We start from the raw sequence: 23,380 nt of genomic DNA, 5'->3' as shown, positions 1-23,380 counted from the left end.
GGGCTACGACGCGGGGGACGGGGGATCCGGGCGCCGCGCGGGTCGGCGGGGCCGTTGTCGGACCGCCCGACGGGAGTCGCCACGGGCCCGCGACCCGCGCCGCGCGGCCGGTAGCGTTCGAGACGTATGGACGATGCAACCATGGCCGCGCTGACGCAGCACAACCCGCACTGCCTCGGCTGCGGGGCGGACAACGCGTCGTCGATCGGGTTCGAGCTGGTCGAGGTCGGGCCCGGGCGGCTGCGGGCGACCGTGGCGTTCACGCACTTCCACGAGGGCGCCCAGGGCCGGGTCCACGGCGGCGCGGTGGCGACCGCGCTGGACGAGGCGCTCGGACAGCTGGCCCAGCTCGAGTGCGTCGGCGGCTGCGCGACCGGCGAGCTGACGGTCCGCTACCACCGCGAGACGGCGTCCGGCGCCGCCTACGAGGTCGAGTCCCGCCTGGACCGCCGCGAGGGCCGCAAGCTCTTCATGACCGGCGAGCTGCGCCGGGGAGACGTGGTGCTGGCGTCCGCGAACGCGACCATGTTCGCGGCGCGGGCCGAGGGTCCGGAGGGCTGATCGGCGGCGCGGCCGCCGCCGGTTCTGGCGCCGCGCCGCTCGTGATGGGAGCATCCTCGTCGTGAGCCCCGGCCCCGTTCCCCCGTCCGCCCTGGAGCGCCGGACCCTCGCGGCCGCCCAGCGCGGGGACGAGCAGGCGTACCAGGCGCTGGTCGACCCGCTGCGGCGCGAGCTCCACGCGCACTGCTACCGGATGCTCGGGTCGATCCACGACGCCGACGACGCGCACCAGGACGCGCTGCTGCGCGCGTGGCGGTCGCTGGCCCGGTTCGAGGGCCGCAGCTCGCTGCGCTCGTGGCTCTACCGGCTGCACACGAACACGTGCCTCGACCTGATCGCCCGGCGCAAGAAGCACCGCGTGATGCCCGCCGAGCACGGGCCGGCCGGCAGCGCGGTCCCCGGCCCGGGCACGCCGCTGGCGGAGACGGTCTGGATCGAGCCGTACCCCGACGAGCGCTACGTCGACGAGGACGCGCTCGCCGGGCCGGACGCCCGCTACGAGCAGCGCGAGGGCGTCGAGCTCGCGTTCGTCGCCGCGCTCCAGCACCTGCCCGCCCGGCAGCGCGCCGTGCTGATCCAGTGCGAGGTGCTCGGGTTCTCCGCCAAGGAGGTCGCCGCGGCGATCGACACGACGGTCCCGGCCGTCAACAGCGCGCTGCAGCGCGCGCGGGCGACGCTCGACGATCTGCTGCCGGAGCGCACCCAGCAGGCGACGCTGCGGTCGCTCGGCGACGGCGAGCTGCAGCGGATGGTCGGCGACTACGTGACCGCGTGGGAGCGGGGCGACGTCGACGGGATCGTCCGGATGCTGTCGGACGAGGCGACGCTCGCGATGCCGCCGATGCCCACCTGGTACCGCGGCGAGGACGTCGTGATCTTCCTGCGCGACTGGGCGTTCTCCGGCCGCGCCTACGACGCGGAGGGCCGCCGCCGCGTGAAGGTCCTGCCGACGCGGGCCAACGGCCAGCCGGCGTTCGGCACCTATAGCTGGGACGTCGAGCGCGGCGCCCACCTGCCGACGGTCCTGCAGGTGATCACGCTCGACGGCGACCGGATCAGCGAGATCATGGGCTTCGTCAGCCCGGGGCTGTTCCCGTCGTTCGGGCTGCCCGCGGAGCTGCCGGCGTAGGGGCGGGACAGTCGTCGGCCGGCGTGGGCGTGGGGCCTCGGGGGCGGGACAGTCGTCGGCCGGCGTCGGCGTGGGGCCTCGGGGGCGGGACAGTCGTCGGCCGGCGTCGGCGTGGGGCCGGGGCGCCGGGACGCCGGAGAGGCGGGGGCGCCATCCGGCGTCAGCCGCCCGTCTCCCACGAGATCGGGTCGCCGGACGCGGGGACGACGGCGCCGAGCTCGCGCAGGACCGACGCCAGCATCTCCCGGCGGATCGCGCCATAGGCCAGGACGTGGGAGAGCACCCCGCCGTAGGTGAACGACTGCGGGGGCTCGCAGAGCGCGTCGACGAAGGCCCCGTCCCACGCGGCCTCGTCGCGGATCCGGCGGGCGATCCGCTGGAACGCCGAGGCGGCGCGCTCGAAGCGGTCCTCCCACTCGCGGCGCGGGATGGCCGGCGCGGGCAGGTGCAGGCCGTCGATCGCGGCGACCCAGACCTCCAGCCCGAGGACGAGGCGCTGCGCCATCAGCGCGGCACTCGGCTCCTCGCCCTCGAACCAGACCGCGACGAAGCCGGGCCGCAGCGGCCGGGCGAGGGCCTCGTCGGGCAGCGGCCGCGCGGCGGCGAGCAGCTCGCGGACGCGGTCGAGGTGGTGGAGGACCATCCGCTCCGTGAGGTCGCGGGCGGCGGGGGTCCCCGTCGTCCAGGTGCCGGTCGCGGGACGCACTGAGCCCGTGTCACCGATCGCGCCCGGGCCGGCCGGCATCAGCAGCCCCGCCGGCGGGTGGAAGTGCACCCCGTTCGGTGCGTCGAGCCGGGCGGGCAGGTCGGACGCCGCGAACGCGCTCGGCGGCACGCCGTGCGCCCGGGCGAAGGCGCGGGAGAACGCCGCCAGTGAGCCATAGCCGGCGGCGTCGGCTGCCGCTGACGCGGAGGTCCCGTCGCGCAGCTGCCACGCCGCGCGCTCGAGCAGCAGCCGCCGGCGAAGGCCGACCGGGGTCTCGCCCGTCGCCGCGGCCAGCAGGCGGTCGAGGTGGTCGCGCGAGAAGCTCGCGCGCCGCGCCAGCTCCTCGCCCCCGGTGCCGGGCTCGTCGAGGGTCGCGAGAACCAGGTCGATGAGGTCGCGCAGGCGGTCGGCCACGGGGACATCCTGCCGCGCCGGGGCGTGGTCGGGGTGGTCGTCGTTTCGTCGCCGGGGGCGAGGGAATCGCGACCACCCCGGAGGAGGGCTGGCTCGTGGTCGGGGTGGTCGTCGTTTCGTCGCCCGGGGCGAGGGAATCGCGACCACCCCTCGCGGGCCGGCCCGGCGTCCTTCGGGAGGCGATCGGCCGGCCGCTTGATCGTCCTCGACACGACGCTGGACGCGCGCGCCTCCCAGCGGGAGGGTCCGGGCCATGCCCAGCTGGTCCGCCTTCGCCGACGCCGCCCCGGAGCTCGCCGCCGGCGTCCTCGCCCGCCTCGACGCCCACGTCCACAAGACGCTCGCGACGATCCGCGCCGACGGCGGCCCGCGGATCAGCGGCACCGAGACGCGGATGGTCGACGGGGAGCTGTGGATCGGGTCGATGTGGGAGGCCCGCAAGGCGCTGGACCTGCGCCGCGACCCGCGGTTCGCGCTGCACAGCGGCTCGATCGACCCGCCCGACTGGGACGGCGACGCGAAGGTCGCCGGCGTGGTGGAGGAGATCCTCGACCCGGTGCGGATCCGCGAGGTCAACGGCGAGATCGCGGACCTCGGCCCCACGCACCTGTTCCGGCTCGACGTCCGCGAGGCGTCGACGGTGGCCATGAACGCCGCCGGCACGGCGGTCGTCATCACGTCGTGGACGCCCGGCCGCGGGGTGCGGTCGCTCGAGCGGGCGTGACGCTCCCGTCAGGCGTGCGCCGCGTCCTGGGGTGACGGGTCCCACCCCAGCGGGCGGATCAGCCCACCGCGTACGGGTACTCCGCGCCCCGCCCCTGGAACGAGAGGATCCGCGGGTTCTGGACCCGGCCCTCGCGGATCTCGATCGCGCGGCGGATCGTCTCGCTGCGGTCCCAGGCGTCGCCGCCGGCCATCACGATCGGCAGGTACTCCAGGAGCGCCTCGCTGTTCTCCCACGTCGAGCTGTCCCAGAGGAACGACGGGCTGTGGTCGACCGCGTACTGGTGGACGCCGTCGCCGACCTCGTACATCGGGTCCGCGAACGACGTGGGCCTGGCCCACTCGAAGCCCATGCCCTCGTCGCAGGAGACGTCGACGATCAGCGTGCCGGGCCGGAACGCGCCGAGGTCCGCGTTCGTCGCGAACATCAGCGGGTCGTCGGTGTCCTGCAGGATGCAGTTGACGACGATGTCGTAGCCGGCGAGTTCGGGCGCCAGCGGGCGCGGGCCGGACGGGTGCAGCAGGACCATCGCGCCGTCGTCGTCGCGCGCGAACTTCTGCATCCGCACCGAGGCGAACGGCGACGCCACGGCGGAGCTGCTGCGCTGGGTCAGGACGGTGACGTCGGAGACGCCCAGCGCCGAGAGACCGCGCACCGCGCCGCGGGCGGTGGCGCCGAAGCTGATCACCGCGGCGCGCAGACGCCGGCCGTAGTCGCCCGTCGCGCCGCGCAGCTGCATCGCGTGGAGGACGGAGCAGTAGCCGGCCAGCTCGTTGTTCTTGTGGAACACGTGGACGGAGAAGGTGCCCTCCTTCGTCCAGTGGTTCATCGCCTCCCACGCGATCAGCGTCACGCCGCGGTCGATCGCGAGCTGCGTGAGCGCCGTGTCCTGGACGCAGTGCGGCCAGCCCCACACGACCTGGCCCGGCCGGAGCGTCTCCAGGTCGGCGGCCAGCGGCTTGGGCAGCAGCAGGACGTCGCTCTCCGCGAAGAGCTCCTCGCGGGTCCGCAGACCGGCGACCAGCGGGGCGAGCTCGGCGTCCGAGCGGCCGAAGCGCTCACCGTACCCGTGCTCCAGCGTCATGCGCGCGCGGAGGCGCTCGTCGATGCGCTCGAGGTGCGCGGGATGGATCGCCACCCGGTGCTCGTCCGCCTTCCGTGAAGACGCCACGACACCGATGGAGAGCTGTTGCACCTGTCCAAGTCTACGGTGACGCCGGTAGCCGTACGCAGTACGCGGAAGATTCCAACGCCGTAACGGTGTTCCGGTTTGATGTACGGGATCCACTTTCACCCGGTTTGTACATTGGTCCCCCGAGCCCCGCGGGGGCTTGTACGGTGCGGCGCAGATGCAGTCGTGGACGGCGAATAGCTTGGGACGCGTGCAGGATCCATGTCGATCAGCAAGCGGTCCGCGTGCCGTCGCCCCCGGTGGCGGCACGTGTCCGGTGACGTCCCGTCGCGACCACGCCTGGTGGTCCACGTCTCGTCTGCTCGCGTTCTCGTGAGCGCCTGAACACCGGCCCCGTCTGGGGCCGGTCGCACGTCGGGTTGGACCCCGCCGCGCCTCCCTCAGCCGCCGCGCCGGTCGGCCGCGACGACGCCCACGGGCCACACCCCGGAAGGCGCCGATCGGGGTCCTCGGCGCGTCAACGCACATCGCCGCGTGCGCTCCTCCCGGAGCGTGCGACGCCCTCGTGCGTCCGTCCGAAACACCCACAGGGGATCTGTCTTGAGAACCAACGCCTTGCGGCCCTCCGTCGCACTGATGGCGGTCGCGGGAAGCCTCGTGCTCGCGTCATCGGCCGGAGCGGCGACGCTCTCGGTCGACGACGACGGCCGGGACTGCCCAGCTGCGCCCTACACCTCGATCCAGTCCGCGGTCGACGCCGCGGCTCCCGGAGACACCGTCACGGTGTGCGCCGGTGACTACGTTGAAGGCCCCGGCACCGTCGGGAGCAACGCGCTCCTGATCAACAAGGACCTGACGCTCAAGGGCGCGGGCGCCGACCTCGTCCACATCTCGCCGAAGGCGTCCTCCACGGCCGGCGGCCGGATCATGGAGACGACCCCGGACCTGCGCAACGGCCTGGGCGACATCGTCGCCGTCGTCGGCGCGCCGACCCGGCCGATCTCGGTGAACATCAGCGGCGTCACGGTCGACGGCTTCGACCCCGCCGACACCCCCGTGGCCGTCGAGGCCGGCGTCGTCTACCTCGACGCCAAGGGCTCGATCAGCCGCAGCCGCGTCACGAACCTCGTCACCTCCGAGGCCGACACGGCTTACCAGCAGGACGGCGGCTACCGCGGCACGCAGCCCGGCGTCGGCATCGTGCAGACGTCCGCGACGCGCAACGCGCAGTCCGACGGCACGCGCACGCTGAAGATCGAGCTGACGCGCGTCGACAAGTACAACAAGTACGGCGTCCTCATCGACGGCGCGACGAACGACACGCCGCCGCTCACGCCCTCCGGCGTCATCAACCGCGGCGAGATCACGGCGAGCCAGATCGTCGGCCGCACGCAGTGCATCAACTACCTCGGCACCGGCAGCTGCGGCAGCCGCGGCATCGTCGACAACCTCGTCACCGGGCCGCTCTTCGGCCAGGACGGCGTGCGCGTCACCTCCGGCGCCCGCGCGCAGATCGCCGACACGCTGATCTCGCAGAACCTCGTCAATGGCACCGGCGCGCCGGTGCGCGGCAGCACGACGAACAACGCGAACCTGCTGCTCGGCTCGGGCATCCGCCTGGTCGGCGCGTTCCTGACGACGCCCCCGGTGTCCTCGGGCCTGAACCGCTCGTACAACACGTCGGTCACTCGCAGCAACATCGTCGACAACGCCTACGGCGCCCTGAACCTCCAGGCCGACGGCGTCACCGCCAACTCCGGCACGAAGAACAACGGCTCGGGCACGTCCAACGTGTTCCTCGCCGAGAACAACTGGTGGGGCCTGCGGATCACCGCGCCGGCCGGCACGCCCGGCGGCAACGCCGGTCCCGTGATCTCGCCGACGACGACGCCCGCCTGGCCGGAGAACCCGGTCAACGGCGTCTCCGCCGCGGACTCCGACGTCCCGACGGCGTTCACGTCGACGGCCGTCGACATGTACCCGTTCCGCGACGGCGTCGCGTCGGACCCGGACAACGGCCAGTTCACGCTCGCCAACGCGCCGCTGCCCGTCGACGACGCGGCCCCGACCGACGTCACGGTCTCGGCCAGCACGACCTCGGTGGCCCCGGGCGGCAGCGTCACGCTGACGGCCACGGGCGACGACGACTTCGGCGTCAAGCGCGTGCGCTTCTACGACGGCGCGACGCTCGTCGGTGACACCACGGTGACGTCCGCCACGACGACGGTCGCCATCCCGGCGGACGCCGCCTGCGGCAGCACGCACGCCTTCACCGCCCTGGTCGGCGACTCGCTCGGCCAGACCACGAGCTCCGCCCCGGTCGTCGTGACGGTCGCCTGCCCGGCGCCGCCCACCACTCCCGGCACGGGCACGACGCCCCCGCCGGTCGTCACCCCGCCGGCCCCGGCCGCCCCGACGATCGCGTTCGGCACGAAGCCGACCACGATCACGGCCTCCGGCAGCACGGTGAAGCTCGACGCGTCCGTCGCGGCGGGCATCAAGAGCGTCGAGATCCGCCTCGGCAGCCGCGTCGTCTGCACCGAGACGAAGGCCCCGTACTCCTGCAAGGTCGTCCCCACGGGCGCCGACGTCGGGGTCCAGGCTCTCACCGCGACGATCACGGACCTGAACGGCAGCACGTCGGTCGTGACCTCGAAGGTCACGGTCGCCAAGTTCACGCCGAGGATCAGGACCAAGGTCACGAAGAAGAAGGTCTCGTCCCGCCGCACCAAGCGGACGTTCAAGGCCACCGTCGTCCTGCCCAAGGGCGTGACGAAGGCCCAGGGCTGCAAGGGCACCGTGACCCTCGTCGTCCGACGCAACGGCCAGTCGGTCCTCAACCAGCAGGTGAAGCTCTCCAAGAGCTGCACCGTCACCCGCTCGGTCACCGCCGCGCGGTCCGGGCAGAAGTTCACCGTGAGCGCCCGCTACGGCGGCAGCTCGGTGCTCACCGCCAAGTCCATCAGCCGGAGGTTCTCGTGACGTCCCGTCGCATGAAGGCCACGCGAGCGTTGCTCGCCGTGGCCGCAACGGCGCTCGCCGGATCGGCCGCGCTGCCCGCAGCGTCGGTCGCCGCCGACGCGCCCGAGGCGCAGTGCTCCGCTGCGCCCACGTTCGATTCCGCGGTCCTCTCGTGGGACAAGTTCTGGGTGGCCGTCAAGGCCGGTGACTGGGCCGCGGCGCAGGCCGACGGCTCCGGCACCGACCGCGTCGCCCTCCGCGCCGCGCTGACCGCGCTGGCCCCGAAGGCCGTCGCGTCCCTGGGCGCGGGTGCGGCCACGGCCGGCGGCGGCGCCGAGGCCGGCGGCGTCGGTGCCGGGACCCCCGCGGCCCCCGAGCCTCCCAAGGGCCGCAACCAGAGCGACGTCAACCTCGCCTACGCGGACTACCTCGTCCGCCTGACGGAGACCAACCCGCGCGTGCGCGTCATCAACAAGGAGATCGGCAAGTCCTCGCTGGGCCGCCGGATCGCGTTCTACGTGGTCTCGACGCCCGCGAACATCGCCAACCTCGACACGCCGGACGGCGACGCGGCCTACTGGCGCGGCGTCCGCGCCGGCGACATCCCGGAGGAGGACGGGGTCGAGGCCGCGATCACGCGTCCGGCCTTCGGCTGGATCACGGCGACCCCGCACGGTGGCGAGTCCGCCGCCGGCGAGTCGATCACGCGTGAGCTCTACGAGCTCGCCGCGCGCACCGACTGCGGCAACGTCAAGCGGCTGGCGAACATGGACCTGTTCCTCCAGCTCGTCCGCAACCCCGACGGTCGCGACGGCGTCACCCGCACGACGGCCTACGCGTTCGATCCGAACCGCGACTTCGGGACCCGGAACTACGTCGAGAACGGCGAGTTCATCCCGAAGATGAACGAGTACCCGGGCCTGTTCTTCATCGACGCCCACCAGCAGGGCGGCTCGGCGTACTTCTTCCCGCCGAACGAGGACCCGGTCCACCACGAGATCTCGGACTTCTCGCTCTCGACGATCCAGAACAAGATCGGTCCGGCGCTGCAGAACACGTTCAACGACACGTCGACGCTCTACAACAACTACAGCCAGTACGACCTGTTCACGCCGGAGTACGGCGACACGGTCCCGTCGCTGATCATGGGCGCGGCCGGCATGACGTACGAGAAGGGCAACGCCGAGGTCTACTCGAAGCAGGTCTACGACCACTACCTCGCGATCGACACGACGATCAACACGATCGCCAACGACAAGATCCGGACGACCCAGGACTGGGTGCGGCAGTGGCAGGACGCCGTCCAGCAGGGTGCGGACTGCACGCTCCAGCCGAACAAGCTGGTGTCGCCGCTGCACGACGAGCTGACGCCGATCCCGCCGGGCAAGACGGTCTGCGGCTACTTCTTCCGCCCCGACCAGCACACCGGTGACGTCGCGAAGCTCCTGGAGGAGATGCAGGAGGTCGGCGTCAAGGTCTTCAAGCTCAACAGCGCGACGACCCTGAGCGGTGTCAAGGAGTACGGCAAGGACGCGACGACGTCGACGCTCCCGGCCGGCACCCTCTACATCCCGATGGCCCAGGGCATGAAGCACTGGATCCAGTCGGTGATGGGCGAGAACCCGTTCATCCCGTACCCGTACTACTACGACGTGGTGACCTGGTCCTACGGGCTGCAGCGCGGCCTCGCGGGCTCGGGCTTCCTGACGCAGAAGGGCTCGGTCCCGACCGACCTGACGCAGGTCGGCGCCCTGGACCTCGGCACCGCGCCGAGCACCCCGTCCGCCGTCTACGCGTTCAACACGGACTCGGCGAAGGGCCTCGTGCTCTCCGCCAAGCTCCTGAGCAAGGGCGTCTCGGTCTCCCGCGCCACCACGGCGTTCGACGCCGCCGGGAAGACGTTCTTCTCCGGTGCCGCGCTCGTCCGGGCCTCGGCCCTGACGGCTGCGGGCGTCGACCTGCCCGCGCTGGCGAAGGAGGAGGAGACCCCGGTCTACGGCCTGGATCGCTTCCCGGTCGCCACGAAGGCGCTGACGAAGCCGAAGATCGGTCTCTACACGGGGTCGGCGACGATCCCGGGCAACCCGCTCTACCCGTCGACCGCGGTCGACCCGAGCCCGTCCACCACCGGGGCGACGGACGTCACGGCCGGGCACTGCGGCCTGAACGGCGGCACCTCGTTCTGCGAGGCCCTCTTCACGCTGCGGGTCAAGGACGACATGCCGGCCGACAGCGTCGTGCCGATCACGCAGACGCAGATCAACGCCGGTGAGCTCGTCACCGGTGGCTACACCGCGGTCGTCGGCGCCGGCTCCAACATCACGGGCGCGACGGCCACGGCGGTCCAGGCGTTCGTCAACGGTGGCGGTCGCTACGTCAACTACGGCACCAACGGTGCGACTGGCGGCCGCAACGCCGGCCTGACCAACGTCACGCAGACGTCGGTCCCGTCGAACCTGCGCACGCCGGGCTCGACGTACGACGCGACGTTCGACACGAGCGACCCGGTCGCCTGGGGCTTCGACCTCGGCGGCTGGATCTACCGTGCCGCCAACTCGGACCCGATGTTCGACGGCTCGTCGCTGACGGCGACGTCCCCGAACCCGGCCTCCACGGCGGCGGTCAGCTACGCGACGGACCTCAACTCCGCCGCGTCGCTGAACGGGCAGAAGTACGGCCTCTCGGTCAACGCGACGGGCCCCGGCCTGCTGGACGGCCGCCCCGCGGTCATCAGCTCGTCGCCCGGCGCGGGACACTCGACGGTGTTCGGCTGGAACCCGTTCTACCGGGCCTGGAAGGACCAGGACGAGCGCCTGGTGCTGAACGCGGCCATGTACCCGACGACGGTCACGACCCCGGCCGACACGGTCGCCGCGGCGAAGGCCGCTGCGGTCGACCCGCCCGCGGTCCTCACGGCGAAGACCACGGTCGAGGAGAACGCGCCGGTGAAGAAGGCGCAGCTCTCGAAGCCGGTCCAGTCGAAGAAGAAGGCGCAGCACGACACCACGAAGGACTTCGCGCTCGTCGTGAAGGCCAAGTACAAGTCGAAGCTGAAGAAGGCCGTCAAGGCCGCCAAGATCCCGAAGTCGATCCGCAAGAAGATCGTCTTCAAGACCTCCGGCAAGAAGGTGAAGCTCGTCACGCTGTCGATCAAGAACGGCCGCACCGACGACTTCCACGATCGCCAGGAGTGGGTCACGAGCCTGATGGACCAGGTCAAGAAGCAGAAGGTCAAGGTGAAGGTCGGGCAGATGTAGCGCCCGCGTCACCGCAGGACCCGCGCCCCCGGTCGCCCCGTGCGACCGGGGGCGCGGTCGTTCCCGGGGCCCCGCACCGCGAGGCCGGAGCCGCGGCACCGGCTGGCTGCGGGGCGTGGGCGGGGGCGGAACGGCCCACGCCGACCTTGGACAGCGGGACAGCCGCGGCGGATGCCCTCGGTGGCAGCATGATCGGCCGTGACCCGTTCACCCTCAGCCGGCCCGCGTCCTCGTCCCGCGGGTGGCCGGCCCGCCGTCACGCCGCGCGTCGGCCGGCCGGTGCGCGCCCGCGACGACGGCGGCTCGCGTCGGCTCCGCGACGTGCTCCGCTGCAACGTCGTCGACGGCCGCTACCCCGACGGGGTGCTGCCGGGCGAGGGCGAGCTCATGCTCATCTACGGCGCGCGACGCGCGACCGTCCGCGACGCGCTGGCGATGCTGCGCGAGGAGGGCGTCGTCGAGCGGGTCCAGGGCGTCGGCACCTACGCCGTCCGCGAGCGCTACGTCGCGCCGATCAGCGAGCTGCACGGCACCGACGGCGCCGACGACGGGCTGCTCGCGCTGCGGATCCGGCCGATCGTGCTGGACCGCCGCGTCGTCCCGGCGCCCGACGCGGCCGCGGAGCGGCTGGGCGTCGCGTCCGGCGACCCGGTGCTCTGCCTCGACTACGTCGCGACGATCGCCGGCGAGCCCTTCGCGGTGGCGACGAACTACATGGCGTTCCCGGAGGCCGACGCCGTCACCGACGTCCCGTTCGACTCCGACTTCTACTCGCTGCTGGACGACTCGGGACTCGAGCTCGGCGGCTCGGACTGGGTGCTCAGCGCGGTCAACGCGGACGCCCAGATCGCCGCGCTGCTGGAGGTCGCCCCGGGCACCGCCGTGATGCTCGGCGAGGAGGACATCTGGGACGCGTCGGGGCGGATCTACGACTTCGCGGTCTGCTACTTCCGCACCGACCGCTTCGTCTTCTCGTCGACGGACTGGGCGATCGGCGGCCGGGGCGGCACGCGGCCGCTGGCCCGCTCGCCGCGCGTCCCGCGCCTCGACGCGTCCTGATCTCGCGTCCCCGTCCCCGGGTCGTCTCGCCGCGCATGAACCCGTGACCGACGGACGCGCGCCCCGGGCGCTGGTCCTGATCCACGACCCGGACGCCGGTGAGCGCGTGGTCCGGCAGCTGCGCGACCTGGGCCACGACGTCGCGACGACCGAGGGCGACCCGCCCGGGCTCGTGGTCGCCGTGGCCGGTCCCGGCACCGCCGCGGCGGCGGTGACGCGGCTGCGGCGCGGGCGCGACGACCGGCGCTGGCCGGCGGCGGTCGTGCTGCTCGTTCTCGCGCCCCAGGCGCTCGGCGAGGTCCCCGCGGCGGACCTGCGGGGCGTCGTCGACGAGCTCGTCGTGCGGCCGGTCGTGCCCGCCGAGCTGGCGCTGCGGATCGCTCTGGCGCGGGGCCGGCTGGACGGGGCGCCGCCGGCCGACGAGGTCGTGCGGCTCGGGGGGCTGGAGCTCGACCTCGCGCTCTACGACGCCCGGCTCGACGGCCGGCCGCTCGCCCTGACCCACCGCGAGTACGAGCTGCTGCGCTTCCTCGTCGCCCACCCCGGGCGCGTCTTCTCGCGCGAGGCGCTGCTCGAGCACGTCTGGGGCTACGACGACTTCGGCCGCACGCGGACCGTCGACGTCCACGTCCGCCGCCTGCGCGCGAAGCTCGGGCCCGACTTCGCCGCGCGGATCGTGACGATCCGCTCCGTCGGCTACCGCTTCGACGGCTGACGGCTGACGGCTGACGGCTGACGGCTGACGGCTGACGGCTGACGGCTGACGGCTGACGGCGGGGCGTCGGCGGGCCGGGCGCGGAACCCGACGCCGCGCGCGGCGGGACGCGGCGCGTCGGCCGCCCGGAACGGGACGGATCCGGCGGTTCGATCCGGCGCCGGAACGGATCCCCCGTCGGGACAGGCGATCGCGACGCGGGGCCGCGGCGTAACCCTGGCGTAACGCGGCGGATCCACGGCGGAAATCGAGCGCCCGCAGGCTGCTCCGCCATGCCAGCCTTCGTCGCCAAACGGGTGCTCCTCGCGCTCCCCATCCTGTTCGGGGTCTCGGTCGTCGTCTTCCTGACGATCAAGCTGATCCCCGGCGATCCCGTGAGCGCGCTGCTCGGGCCGTCGGCGACGCCGAGCGCCCGCGCGGCGCTCGAGTCGCGGCTCGGGCTCGACGACCCGCTGCCCGTCCAGTACCTGCACTGGGCGACGCACGCGATCCAGGGCGACCTCGGCAGCTCGATCTCGCTCCAGCAGCCGGCGGGGAGCCTGGTGATGACGGCGTTCGGCAACACGCTGCTGCTGCTCGCCGCCGCGCTCGTGATCGCCACCGTCGGCGGCGTGGTGCTCGGCGTCGTGATGGCGCTGCGGCCGCGCGGGGTGGTCGGGCGCGTGATCTCGGCGACGTCGCTCGGGGCGATCTCGATCCCGCAGTACACCGTCGCGCTGCTGCTGCTCCTGCTCGCGGTGCAGACCGGCGCGTTCCCGGTCGGCGGCATGCACGACACCGGGCAGGGCGGCACGGGCGACCTGCTCGCGCACCTCGCCCTGCCGGCGATCGCCGCGGCGCTGACGCCGATGGGGATCGTCGCGCGGATGTTCTCGGTGGCCCTCGCCGAGGTGCTGCAGCAGGAGTTCGTCGCGAACATGCGGGCCCGCGGGCTCGGGTCCCGGGCGATCCTCCGCCACGCGATGCACAACGCGCTGCCGTCGCTGCTCACGATCACGGGGCTGCAGGTCGGCTACCTGCTCGGCGGCGTCCTCTTCGTGGAGACGATCTTCACCTGGCCGGGGCTCGGGCAGCTGGTCTACGGGGCGATCTCCAGCCGCGACATGGCGTTGATCCAGGCCGGCGTCCTCGTCTCCGCCGTCGTCCTCGTGCTCGTGAACGTCCTCGTGGACACCGCGCACGCCGCCGTCGATCCCCGGGTGCGTGGCTGACATGGGGACCACCGCCCTCGACGTCCCGGTCGCGGCCGCCGCCGCGCCCCGCCGTCCGCTCCTGCGCCGCCTCGCCGGCCTGCCGACCAGCGCCCTGGTCGGCGGCGGGATCGTCGCCCTGATCCTGCTGGCCGCGATCCTCGCGCCCGTCCTCGCCCCGGCGTCGCCGACGGAGGGCTCCATCTCCGCGCGCCTCTTCGACGTCGGCACCGCCGGGCACCCGCTCGGCACCGACGGTCAGGGCCGCGACGTCCTCAGCCGCCTGATGTGGGGCGCCCGCCGGACCCTCGTCGCCGGCGTCACGCCCGTCCTGATCGCCGGCGTCCTCGGCACGCTCCTCGGGCTCGTCGCCGCGCTCTCGGGCCGCTGGGTCCGCGGCGCGATCATGCGCACGCTCGACGTCTTCTACGCCTTCCCGGCGATCCTCCTGGCGATCGCGATCGGCGCGGCGCTCGGGCCCGGCGTGACCAACGCGGTGGTCTCGCTGTCGATCGTCCTCGTCGCCCCGATCGCCCGCGTGGCCGAGGGCGAGGTCCTGCGGATCCGCTCGGCGGACTTCCTCGAGTCCGCCCGCGTCAGCGGCGCGCGCTGGAGCACGATCAGCGTCCGGCACGTGCTGCCGAACATCGCCCCGGCGCTGCTCGTCTACTGCACGTCGATGGTCGGCCTGTCGATCGTCTATGCGGCGGGCCTGTCGTTCCTCGGCCTCGGCGTCGCGCCTCCCGACCCGGACTGGGGGCAGATGCTCAACGACCTGCGGCAGAGCATCTACGACCGCCCGGTGCTGTCGCTGGTGCCCGCGATCGCGATCTTCCTGGCGTCCGTCGGCTTCAACCTGCTCGGCGACGGGCTGCGACAGGCGCTCGACGTCCGCGAGGAGGTGGCGGCATGAGCACCGTCCAGCGCACCCGCCTGTCGCCCGAGGACATCGTGCTCCGGGTCTCCGGCGGCGGCGACGTCCTGGCCGTCGAGGACCTGACCGTCGCCTTCGGGCGCGGCGACCGCGTCCGCACCGCCGTCCGCGGCGTCAGCCTCACGCTCCGCGCCGGCCGCACCACCGTGCTGCTCGGCGAGTCCGGCAGCGGCAAGTCGGTCACCGCCCGCGCGCTGATGCGGCTGCACGGCGCCTCGGCCACGGTCGGCGGCAGCGTCCGCTTCGGCGAGACCGAGCTGCTCGACCTGCCCGAGCGCCTGATGCAGGGCCTGCGCGGCCCGGCGATCGGGCTCGTCCCGCAGGACCCGTCCGGGGCGCTCGACCCGCTGCGGCGCGTCGGCGCGCAGATCGCCGAGGTGCTCGTGCGCCACGGCGCGCAGCCGGACGCCAAGCGCGCCCGGGTCGCCGCCCTGGAGCTGCTCGAGCGCGTCGGGATCCCCGACCCCGCCCGGGTCGTGCGGGCGCGGCCGTACGAGCTCTCGGGCGGCATGCGCCAGCGGATCGCGATCGCGCTGGCGATCGCGTGCCGGCCGAAGGTCCTGATCGCCGACGAGCCCACCACCGCGCTCGACGTCACGGTCCAGGCGCAGGTGCTCGAGCTCTTCCAGGAGCTGTGCGCCGAGCTGCGGGTCGCGCTGCTGCTCGTCACCCACGACGTGGGCGTCGCCCGCGCCGTCGGCGACGAGGTCGCGGTGATGTACGCCGGCCGCCTCGTCGAGCAGGGGCCCGCCGCGCAGGTGCTCGACGCGCCCGCGCACCCCTACACCGCGGGGCTGCTCGACGCCGTTCCGACGCCGGACGCGGAGCGGGGGAGCCTGCGCGCGATCCCCGGCCGCCCGCCGTCGCCCGACGAGACCGGGCTCGACGACCGTTGCGCCCTGGCGCCGCGGTGCCGCTTCGCCGTCGACGCGTGCCGCGACCACCGGCCGCCGCTGCGCGCGGTCGGGCCGGACCGCGTCGCCGCGTGCGACGTGGTCGACGGTCGGGTGCCCCCGGCGCCGGGGGCCGCGCCGTCGACCGCGACGGCGGTCGTCCCTGGGGCGGGTCCCGCGTCGTCGTCGCCCGGGTCCGCCGCCCCGTCCGTCCCCGTCCCGCCCGCCGCCCCGACGACCCGCGAGGAGCCCGTCCGATGACCGAGCCCCTGCTCCACGCCGAGCACCTCCGCAAGCGCTTCGACGGCGGCATCCTCGCCGTCGACGACGTCAGCCTGACCGTCCGGCCGGGCGAGACCGTCGGCATCGTCGGCGAGTCCGGCTGCGGCAAGTCGACGACCGCGAAGCTGCTGCTGCGGCTGCTGCGGCCCGACGCCGGGACGGTGCGCTTCGCCGGCCACGACCTCGGCGCGCTGCGCGGCCGGGAGCTGCGCGCGCTGCGGGCCCAGCTGCAGCTCGTGCCGCAGCACCCGCAGTCGGCGTTCAACCCGCGGATGTCGATCGGCGACTCGATCGCGTTCAACCTGCAGGTCCACGGGACCGGCCGCGGCCCGGCGCGGGCCCGTGCCCGCGACCTGCTCGAGCGCGTCGGCGTGCCCGGCGCCCACGCGGCCAAGCGCCCGCACGAGCTCTCCGGCGGCCAGCTGCAGCGCGCCGCGATCGCCCGCGCGATCGCGACCGAGCCGCGCCTGGTGGTCTGCGACGAGGCGGTCTCCGCGCTGGACAAGAGCGTCCAGGCGCAGGTGCTCAACCTGCTCGACGAGCTGCAGCGCGAGACCGGCGTCGCGTTCCTCTTCATCTCGCACGACCTCGCCGTCGTCGAGCACGTGTCCGATCGCGTCGTCGTCATGTATCTCGGCCGCGTGGTCGAGGAGGGTCCCGCCCGCGAGCTGTGGGAGACGCCTGCGCATCCGTACACGTCGGCCCTGCTCTCGGCGACGCCCGACCGCATGGCCGACCGGGTGCGGCTGACCGGCGAGCCGCCGAGCCCCGGCAACCCGCCGTCCGGCTGCTGCTTCCGCACCCGCTGCCCGGTCGCGCTCGACGCCTGCGCGGGCGAGCGGCCGCCGCTCGTCACCCATGCGCCGGGCCGCACCGCCGCGTGCGTCCGCCTCGACGCGCTGCCCGCCGGCGACGACCGCCCCCTCGTGGCGGCCGGCCGATGACCCGCCCGACCTCCCCGACCCACCACCCCGCCCGAGAGGCCCCCGTGACCGCATCACCACGCCGTCGACCGCTCCCCGCCGCCGCACCGGACGGGGCGGTCCGCCGTCTCCGCGCCGCGACCGCCGCGTCGTCCCGCCTGCGCCTCCCGACCCTCCTGGGCGCCGTCGCCGCGACCGCCCTGCTGGCCGGGTGCGGGTCCTCCGGCGTCTCGCCCGAGGGCGCGACCCCGGCCGCCGCAGCCGGGTCCTCGGCGGCGACCGCCGGCGACGGCCACGGCGGCACGCTCGTCGTCGGGATGACCGCGTCGAACATCCCGCCGCTCGACACGGTCCTCTCCGCCGCCCAGGGCTACGAGGGCGTCCGCTTCATCGGCAACCAGCTCTACGACGGGCTGACCCGCTGGGACCTGACGCAGTCCGACACGATCCCGAAGCTCGCGCCCAGCCTCGCGACCGACTGGAAGGCGAACGGGACCGCGACGAGCTGGACCTTCACGCTGCGCCAGGGCGTGACCTTCACCGACGGCACGCCGTGGGACGCCGACGCGGCGATCTTCAACCTGCAGCGGTACACGAACCCCGACGCGCCCTCGTCGTCCGCGGCCATCGTCGGCCAGTCCGCCACGCTCGGCGGCGGCGTCATGAAGGCGTTCCGCAAGCTCGGTGCCTACCGCGTCCGGATCGACCTGAAGGCGCCCGACGCGCACCTGCCCGAGGACGTCGCGACGCTCTTCATGGGCAGCCCGACCGCGCTGCGGAAGGAGGGTGCGGCGGGCTTCGCGAAGAAGCCGGTCGGGACGGGGCCGTTCGTCCTGAAGTCCGTGACCCAGGGCCAGCAGGCGACGCTCGTCCCGAACGCGTCCTACTGGGGCCCGAAGGCGAAGCTCGACCAGCTCGTGCTCAAGCCGATGCCGGAGCCCGCCGCGCGCCTGGCCGCGCTGCGCTCCGGGTCGGTCAACTGGATCGAGTACCCCAACCCCGACGACCTCCAGGGGCTGCAGGCCGGCGGCTTCCAGATCCTCCAGAACGGCTACGACCACATCTGGCCGTGGGTCTTCAACACGAAGGCGAAGCCGTGGGACGACGTCCGCGTCCGCCAGGCCGCCAACTACGCGATCGACCGCGAGGCGCTCGCGACGAGCCTGCTGCACGGCACCGCGGACCCGGCCGCCCAGATCGTCCCGAAGGCGAGCGCGGCCTACGACGCGAAGAACGACCTCTACACCCACGACCCCGTGAAGGCCAAGCAGCTGCTGGCCGCCGCGGGGCACCCGAACGGCGTCGACCTGACGGTGGAGTACCCGACGTCGGGCAGCGGCAACATGATCCCCGGCCCGATGAACGAGGCCCTCCAGAAGGACCTCGCGGCGGTCGGGATCCGCGTGAAGCTCAAGCCGATCGAGTGGGCCGCGATGCTCGCCCAGCTCGGCAGCGGCATGCCGAAGGGGATCGACGCGATGAACATCTCGCTGACGTTCCAGAGCGAGTCGTTCTGGTCGACGTTCCTCACCAGCGACGGCCCGATCAACATCGGCGGCTACTCGAGCCCGGCCTTCGACGCCGCGATCGCCAAGGCGCAGACGACGGTCGACCCCGCCGCCCGCGCGGCGCTCTACGCCCAGGCCGGCGCGCAGATCACCAAGGACGCCGGCTGGCTCTACGTCGTCAACGACAAGAACCCCCGGGCGCTCGCGAAGACCGTGCACGGCTTCGTCGAGCCCAAGTCCTGGTTCGCCGACCTGACCTCGGTCTGGGTCGGCTGAGCCCCACGTCCACCCCGGGCCGGCCGCGTGGCCGGCCCGTCCCCGGCGGCCCCGGCCGCCGCATCCGACCACCCCACCGGAAGGACCCCCGATGACCGACCTGCCCCTGACCCTGACCGACGCCGCGGCCCAGCTGCGCGACGGCACCATCACGAGCGTCGAGCTGCTGCGCGGCATGAGCGCTCGCGCCGACGAGCACGACCAGGCGCTCGGCGTGTACCTCGCGCGCTTCGACGACGAGGCGCTCGCGTCGGCGGAGCGCGCCGACGCCGAGCTGTCAGCCGGCCTCGACCGCGGTCCGTTGCACGGGGTCCCGATCGGCGTGAAGGACATCCTCGCGATGAGCGAGGGCCCGACGACCGCACAGAGCCTGGTGCTCGATCCCGCGTGGGGTGCCGGCAAGGACGCGCCGGTCGTGAGCCGCCTGCGCGCCGCCGGCGCGGTGCTCACCGGGAAGCTCTCGACGATGGAGTTCGCGTGCGGCGCGCCGGATCCCGAGAAGCCGTTCCCGCTGCCGCGCAACCCGTGGGACCCGGCGACGTGGGCCGGCGGCTCGAGCTCCGGCAGCGGCGCCGGCGTGGCCGCCGGGATGATGTACGCGGGCGTCGGCACCGACACCGGCGGCAGCATCCGCATCCCCGCGATCTTCTGCGGCGTCTCGGGCCTGATGCCGACGTTCGGGCGCGTCCCGAAGTCCGGCTGCACGCCGCTCGGCTACTCCCTGGACCACATCGGCCCGCTGGCGCGCAGCGCCCGGGACTGCGGCGCGTTCCTGCAGGCGATCGCCGGCCCCGACCCGACGGACCCGGACACCCGCGACCGGCCCGTCCCGGACTTCTGCGCCACCGCCGACGGTCGCCTGGACGGGGTCCGCGTCGGCGTCGAGCGCGCGAACCACCTGGGCGACCAGGACGACCCGGCGCTCCTGGGCGTCTTCGAGCAGGCGGTCGCGCAGCTCGAGGCGCTCGGCGCGACGGTCGTCGAGGTCGTCATACCGCACTACCAGGAGGCGCTGACCGCGATGCTCGTCACCTGCCAGGCGGAGATGCTCGCCTACCACCTGCCCGACCTGCAGACGCGGTGGGGCGACTTCTTCCGCACGACCCGGACGATGGCGGCCGTCGGCGCGCTGTTCTCCGGCGCCGACTACGTCCAGGCCCAGCGGGTCCGGCGCGTCGCCCAGCGCGGGCTGGCGTCGGTCTTCGCGGACGTCGACCTGATCGTCGCGCCCGCCGCCCGCGCGGGTGCGCCGACGATGGACGAGGTCGTCGCCGGCTCGTCGCTGACCGCCCTGGACCGCGTGCACACCGCGTACTGGGACGCCGTCGGCAACCCCGCGCTGGTGGTGCCGATGGGCTTCACCGACGGAGGCCTGCCGCTGTCGCTGCAGCTGGCGGCGCGGCCGTTCGAGGAGGCCCTGCTGGTGCGGGCGGGCGACGCGTTCCAGCAGGCCACCGACTGGCACCTCCGCGTCCCGCCGCTCGTCGCCGAGACGGCGGTCGGCGCGTGAGGACCGGCCGGCACCGGCCCGCCGGGCGCAGCGCGCGCGCCGACGGCGAGGACCGCGACGACCGCCACACGATCACCCACCCCCACGAAGAGCCGAGGACCACATGACCGACCAGCCCCTGACCCTGACCGACGCGGCGGCGCAGCTGCGCGACGGGTCGACCACGAGCGTCGAGCTGCTGCGCGCGGCGTCGGCGCGCGCCGACGCCCACGACGACGTCCTCGGCGCCTACCTCATCCGCTTCGACGAGCAGGCCCTGGCGGCCGCGGAGCGTGCGGACGCCGAGCTGGCCGCCGGCGTCGACCACGGCCCGTTGCACGGCATCCCGATCGGCGTGAAGGACATCCTCGCGATGAGCGAGGGGCCGACGACCGCGCAGAGCCTGGTCCTCGACCCCGCGTGGGGTGTCGGCAAGGACGCGCCCGTCGTCGCCCGGCTGAAGGCGGCCGGCGCGGTGCTCACCGGGAAGCTCTCGACGATGGAGTTCGCGATCGGGATGCCTGATCCGTCCAAGCCGTTCCCGCTGCCGCGCAACCCCTGGGATCCGGCGACGTGGCCGGGCGGGTCGAGCTCCGGGTCCGGCGGCGCGGTCGCGTCCGGGATGGTCCTCGCGGGCGTCGGCACCGACACCGCGGGCAGCATCCGCATCCCCGCCGTCTACTGCGGCGTCTCGGGCCTGATGCCGACGTACGGGCGCGTGCCGAAGTCCGGCTGCGTCCCGCTCGGGTACTCGCTGGACCACATCGGGCCCCTGGCGCGCAGCGCCCGGGACTGCGGCGCGTTCCTGCAGGCGATCGCGGGCCCGGACCCGACCGACGTCTCCACCCAGGATCGTCCGGTCCCGGACTTCTGCGCGACGGCCGACGGGCGGCTCGACGGCGTCCGGGTCGGCGTCGAGCGGGCCCACCACCTGAAGGAGGGCGACGACCCCGCGCTGGAGGCCGCGTTCGAGCTCGCCGTCGGCCACCTCGAGGCGCTGGGCGCGGTCGTCTCCGAGGTCGTGATCCCGCACTACGACGAGGCGTGCGTCGCGCAGTGGGTGACGATGGTCTGCGAGGCCCTGGCGTACCACCAGGGCGACCTCGGGTCGCGGTGGGAGGACTACTTCGCCTTCACGCGCACCACCGTCGCGGGCGGCGCTCTCTACTCGGGCGCGGACGTCGTCCAGGCCCAGCGCGTCCGCCGGGTCGCCCAGCGGGGCCTCGCCGCGCTGTTCACCGACGTCGACGTCATCGCCACCCCGGCCACCGCGACGGGCGCGCCGACCTACGACACCCTGCTGTCGGGCTCGGTGTCGGACGTCATGGGCGGCATCCACACGGCCTACTGGGACGCGGTCGGCAACCCCGCACTGGTCGTGCCGATGGGCTTCACGGACGGCGGCCTGCCGCTGTCGCTGCAGTTGGCAGCGCGGCCGTTCGAGGAGGCGCTGCTGATCCGGGCGGGCGACGCGTTCCAGCAGGCCACCGACTGGCACCTGCGCGTCCCGCCGCTCGTCACCGAGAGCTCCGTCGCCGCCTGACCCGCCCGCGGAGCGGTGCCGACCCGGGACGGGCCCACCGGACCCGTCCGCGGGATCGGCACCGCCCCCGACCACCCGAGACCCACCCGGTGCCGAACCTCGGCCCCGGACCCCAGAAGGAGACACCCATGAGCCCCACCCAGTCCGAGACCATCGACGCGATGCTGGCCGCCGCCGGCCTCGACCCGTCGCCCGCCGAGCGCGAGACGATCGCCGAGATGTACGCGATCTTCAAGCCCGGCATCGACGCGCTGCACGCGATGCCGGAGGCCCGCTACGAGGTCCCCGCGCTGATCTTCCACGCGGACCCGCCGCTGCAGGAGTGGTGAGCCCGCACCGCAGGACCCGCGCCCCGGTCGCCACGTGCGACCGGGGCGCGGTCGTCGACGGGCGGCGCGTCGACGGGCGTGCGGGCCATGCGGACGACGGTGGCGGGCGGACACCGCGTCGCTGATACGCACCTGATCCGGCCACGAGCCCGAGTCGATCGGCGGCGGCGGGCGCATGATCGTCCCATGGCCATCGTCTTCGCCCTCCTCGCCACCTGGATCGTCCTCAACGGCGCGTTCCTCGGCCTGGTCGCCGTCGCGAACCACCGCGGTCAGCGCGCCGCCGCCCTGGAGCCGGTGACGGTCACCGCCCGCCGCACGCCCGCCGTCGCCGTCGCGTTCACGGCCTGAGGCCGAAGGACCACCCGCCATGTCCGCCCCCGACGTCCATCCCATCGTCGACCGGGCGATGGCGCTCTGCGGCACCCTCGTCGCGCGCCATCTGCTCGACGGCGTGACCGGCGACGCGGAGAACGGCACCGGCTGGCACGGCCTGCTGCAGACCGCCGCGGACCTCAGCGCCCAGGAGCCGGGCATCCTCCGGATCGCCGACGACCTCCACGCCGGCGCCCCCGCGCCTGCGCACCCCCGCCCTGCTCCGCGCCTACGGCGAGGTCGCGACCCTCACCGTCACGGGCCCCGCCGCCGAGGCCTTCCTCCGCGGCTTCGTCCGCCACGTCGCGAGCCCGGTCGAGCACCAGCACTGAGGCCGTCCGGCCGGTGGGCTCGGGCCGAGGGCCGTCACCGCCCGGTCGACCACGACGACGGGCGGTCACCGCGGCGGTGGGCGTTCGCCACGATCGCGGGTCGCGGCGGAGCCCGAGGACGAGGAGGAGGCAGATCGGGACTCGCCTCCGTCTCGGCCGTATGCGCGAGGCGCATGAGCGTGCGTCTGAAGCACGTCTCCGGGGAAGGACGCTCTCGGGCGGGCGAAGCCAGGCGGTCCGCCCGACGCCGGGCCGGCTCCCCGGCTGGTCCGTCGCGCTCGCGCGCCGGCCCACGCCCTCGGCCGGCCCATCGCTCCCCACGCCTCCGTACGGCGCTCGCCTCTCGCTCGTGGTGCGGACCCACCGCGAGTCCGACCGCCGGATGCGGAGGCGCCCAGGGCCGGGGCTCGCGACCGGACACCCCTCCTCCGCCGGGCCCATGTCTGTGGTGAATGGATCCATTCACCACAGACATGGGCCCGGAGAACGGAGGTCGTTCGCCTGCTGCGTAGCGCCGTCGGGGTGACGTGGCGGTCGACCGTCGTCCGCGCTTGCTCGTCGATCCGCCTGCCCGCCGCCCGCCTGGCCGCCCGCCCGCTCGACCGCCTGGCCGCTCGACCGCCTGGCCGCCGCCCGCCCGCCCGCCCG

18 protein-coding genes are annotated in these 23,380 nt (G+C 74.1%); 16 read left to right on the top strand and 2 right to left on the bottom strand.

The genetic code is table 11. The features are described from left to right. Positions 1-141 precede the first annotated feature (141 nt). Both AB0L40_RS13310 and AB0L40_RS13305 read left to right on the top strand, forming a co-directional pair. Positions 142-561: a PaaI family thioesterase gene (locus AB0L40_RS13310; RefSeq protein ID WP_364354853.1), complete on the top strand. Its 420-nt coding sequence runs from the start codon at positions 142-144 to the stop codon at positions 559-561. A gap of 61 nt (positions 562-622) precedes the next feature. Further along, entirely contained in the window at positions 623-1,690 is a 1,068-nt protein-coding gene (locus AB0L40_RS13305; protein ID WP_364354850.1) for a sigma-70 family RNA polymerase sigma factor, read from the top strand. A 160-nt stretch (positions 1,691-1,850) separates the two neighbouring features. Here the strand turns inward: AB0L40_RS13305 and AB0L40_RS13300 are convergent, their stop codons facing one another. After that, complete coding sequence (locus AB0L40_RS13300; RefSeq protein WP_364354847.1) at positions 1,851-2,810, bottom strand: helix-turn-helix domain-containing protein; 960 nt, start codon at positions 2,808-2,810, stop codon at positions 1,851-1,853. A gap of 253 nt (positions 2,811-3,063) precedes the next feature. Here AB0L40_RS13300 and AB0L40_RS13295 point away from each other — a divergent pair, with 253 nt between their 5' ends. Beyond that, on the top strand, positions 3,064-3,534 hold the full coding sequence (locus tag AB0L40_RS13295; protein WP_364354844.1) for a pyridoxamine 5'-phosphate oxidase family protein: 471 nt from the start codon (positions 3,064-3,066) through the stop codon (positions 3,532-3,534). A gap of 58 nt (positions 3,535-3,592) precedes the next feature. Here AB0L40_RS13295 and AB0L40_RS13290 read toward each other — a convergent pair whose 3' ends face one another. Then, positions 3,593-4,729, bottom strand: coding sequence for a N(5)-(carboxyethyl)ornithine synthase (locus AB0L40_RS13290; protein ID WP_364354841.1), 1,137 nt, complete (start codon positions 4,727-4,729; stop codon positions 3,593-3,595). Between the two features lie 573 nt (positions 4,730-5,302). On the opposite strand from AB0L40_RS13290, the gene AB0L40_RS13285 reads away from it, so the two are divergent. The 13 genes from AB0L40_RS13285 (at position 5,303) to AB0L40_RS13225 (ending at position 22,376) form a co-directional block, all read left to right on the top strand. Beyond that, a complete protein-coding gene (locus AB0L40_RS13285; RefSeq protein ID WP_364354838.1) occupies positions 5,303-7,648 on the top strand; it encodes an Ig-like domain-containing protein in 2,346 nt (781 codons plus the stop codon). An 11-nt stretch (positions 7,649-7,659) separates the two neighbouring features. Next, positions 7,660-10,884: a M14 family zinc carboxypeptidase gene (locus tag AB0L40_RS13280; protein WP_364354835.1), complete on the top strand. Its 3,225-nt coding sequence runs from the start codon at positions 7,660-7,662 to the stop codon at positions 10,882-10,884. 198 nt (positions 10,885-11,082) lie between these two features. Next, a complete protein-coding gene (locus AB0L40_RS13275) occupies positions 11,083-11,943 on the top strand; it encodes a GntR family transcriptional regulator (RefSeq protein ID WP_364354832.1) in 861 nt (286 codons plus the stop codon). 43 nt (positions 11,944-11,986) lie between these two features. After that, a complete protein-coding gene (locus AB0L40_RS13270) occupies positions 11,987-12,658 on the top strand; it encodes a winged helix-turn-helix domain-containing protein (protein WP_364354829.1) in 672 nt (223 codons plus the stop codon). A 272-nt stretch (positions 12,659-12,930) separates the two neighbouring features. Continuing rightward, positions 12,931-13,869 (top strand): ABC transporter permease, encoded by a 939-nt coding sequence (locus tag AB0L40_RS13265; protein WP_364354826.1) that lies wholly within the window; start codon positions 12,931-12,933, stop codon positions 13,867-13,869. A 1-nt stretch (position 13,870) separates the two neighbouring features. Then, positions 13,871-14,761, top strand: a complete 891-nt coding sequence (locus tag AB0L40_RS13260) for an ABC transporter permease (RefSeq protein ID WP_364354823.1) — start codon at positions 13,871-13,873, stop codon at positions 14,759-14,761. Continuing rightward, positions 14,758-15,936: an ABC transporter ATP-binding protein gene (locus AB0L40_RS13255; RefSeq protein ID WP_364354820.1), complete on the top strand. Its 1,179-nt coding sequence runs from the start codon at positions 14,758-14,760 to the stop codon at positions 15,934-15,936. Before AB0L40_RS13260 ends, AB0L40_RS13255 begins: the two co-directional genes overlap by 4 nt. Further along, complete coding sequence (locus tag AB0L40_RS13250) at positions 15,933-16,901, top strand: ABC transporter ATP-binding protein (RefSeq protein WP_364354817.1); 969 nt, start codon at positions 15,933-15,935, stop codon at positions 16,899-16,901. Before AB0L40_RS13255 ends, AB0L40_RS13250 begins: the two co-directional genes overlap by 4 nt. Positions 16,902-16,945: 44 nt before the next feature. Next, positions 16,946-18,664, top strand: coding sequence for an ABC transporter substrate-binding protein (locus AB0L40_RS13245; protein WP_364354814.1), 1,719 nt, complete (start codon positions 16,946-16,948; stop codon positions 18,662-18,664). Positions 18,665-18,755: 91 nt separating this feature from the next. After that, positions 18,756-20,174: an amidase gene (locus AB0L40_RS13240; protein WP_364354811.1), complete on the top strand. Its 1,419-nt coding sequence runs from the start codon at positions 18,756-18,758 to the stop codon at positions 20,172-20,174. Positions 20,175-20,277: 103 nt separating this feature from the next. Beyond that, positions 20,278-21,696, top strand: coding sequence for an amidase (locus AB0L40_RS13235; RefSeq protein WP_364354808.1), 1,419 nt, complete (start codon positions 20,278-20,280; stop codon positions 21,694-21,696). A 128-nt stretch (positions 21,697-21,824) separates the two neighbouring features. After that, complete coding sequence (locus tag AB0L40_RS13230) at positions 21,825-22,025, top strand: hypothetical protein (RefSeq protein WP_364354805.1); 201 nt, start codon at positions 21,825-21,827, stop codon at positions 22,023-22,025. A 186-nt stretch (positions 22,026-22,211) separates the two neighbouring features. Beyond that, positions 22,212-22,376, top strand: coding sequence for a hypothetical protein (locus tag AB0L40_RS13225; RefSeq protein ID WP_364354802.1), 165 nt, complete (start codon positions 22,212-22,214; stop codon positions 22,374-22,376). Positions 22,377-23,380 lie beyond the last annotated feature (1,004 nt).

Origin of the sequence: Patulibacter sp. NPDC049589, assembly GCF_040675535.1 — a bacterium.
Classification (GTDB): domain Bacteria; phylum Actinomycetota; class Thermoleophilia; order Solirubrobacterales; family Solirubrobacteraceae; genus Patulibacter.
This window is presented reverse-complemented; position numbering and strand designations above follow the sequence as displayed.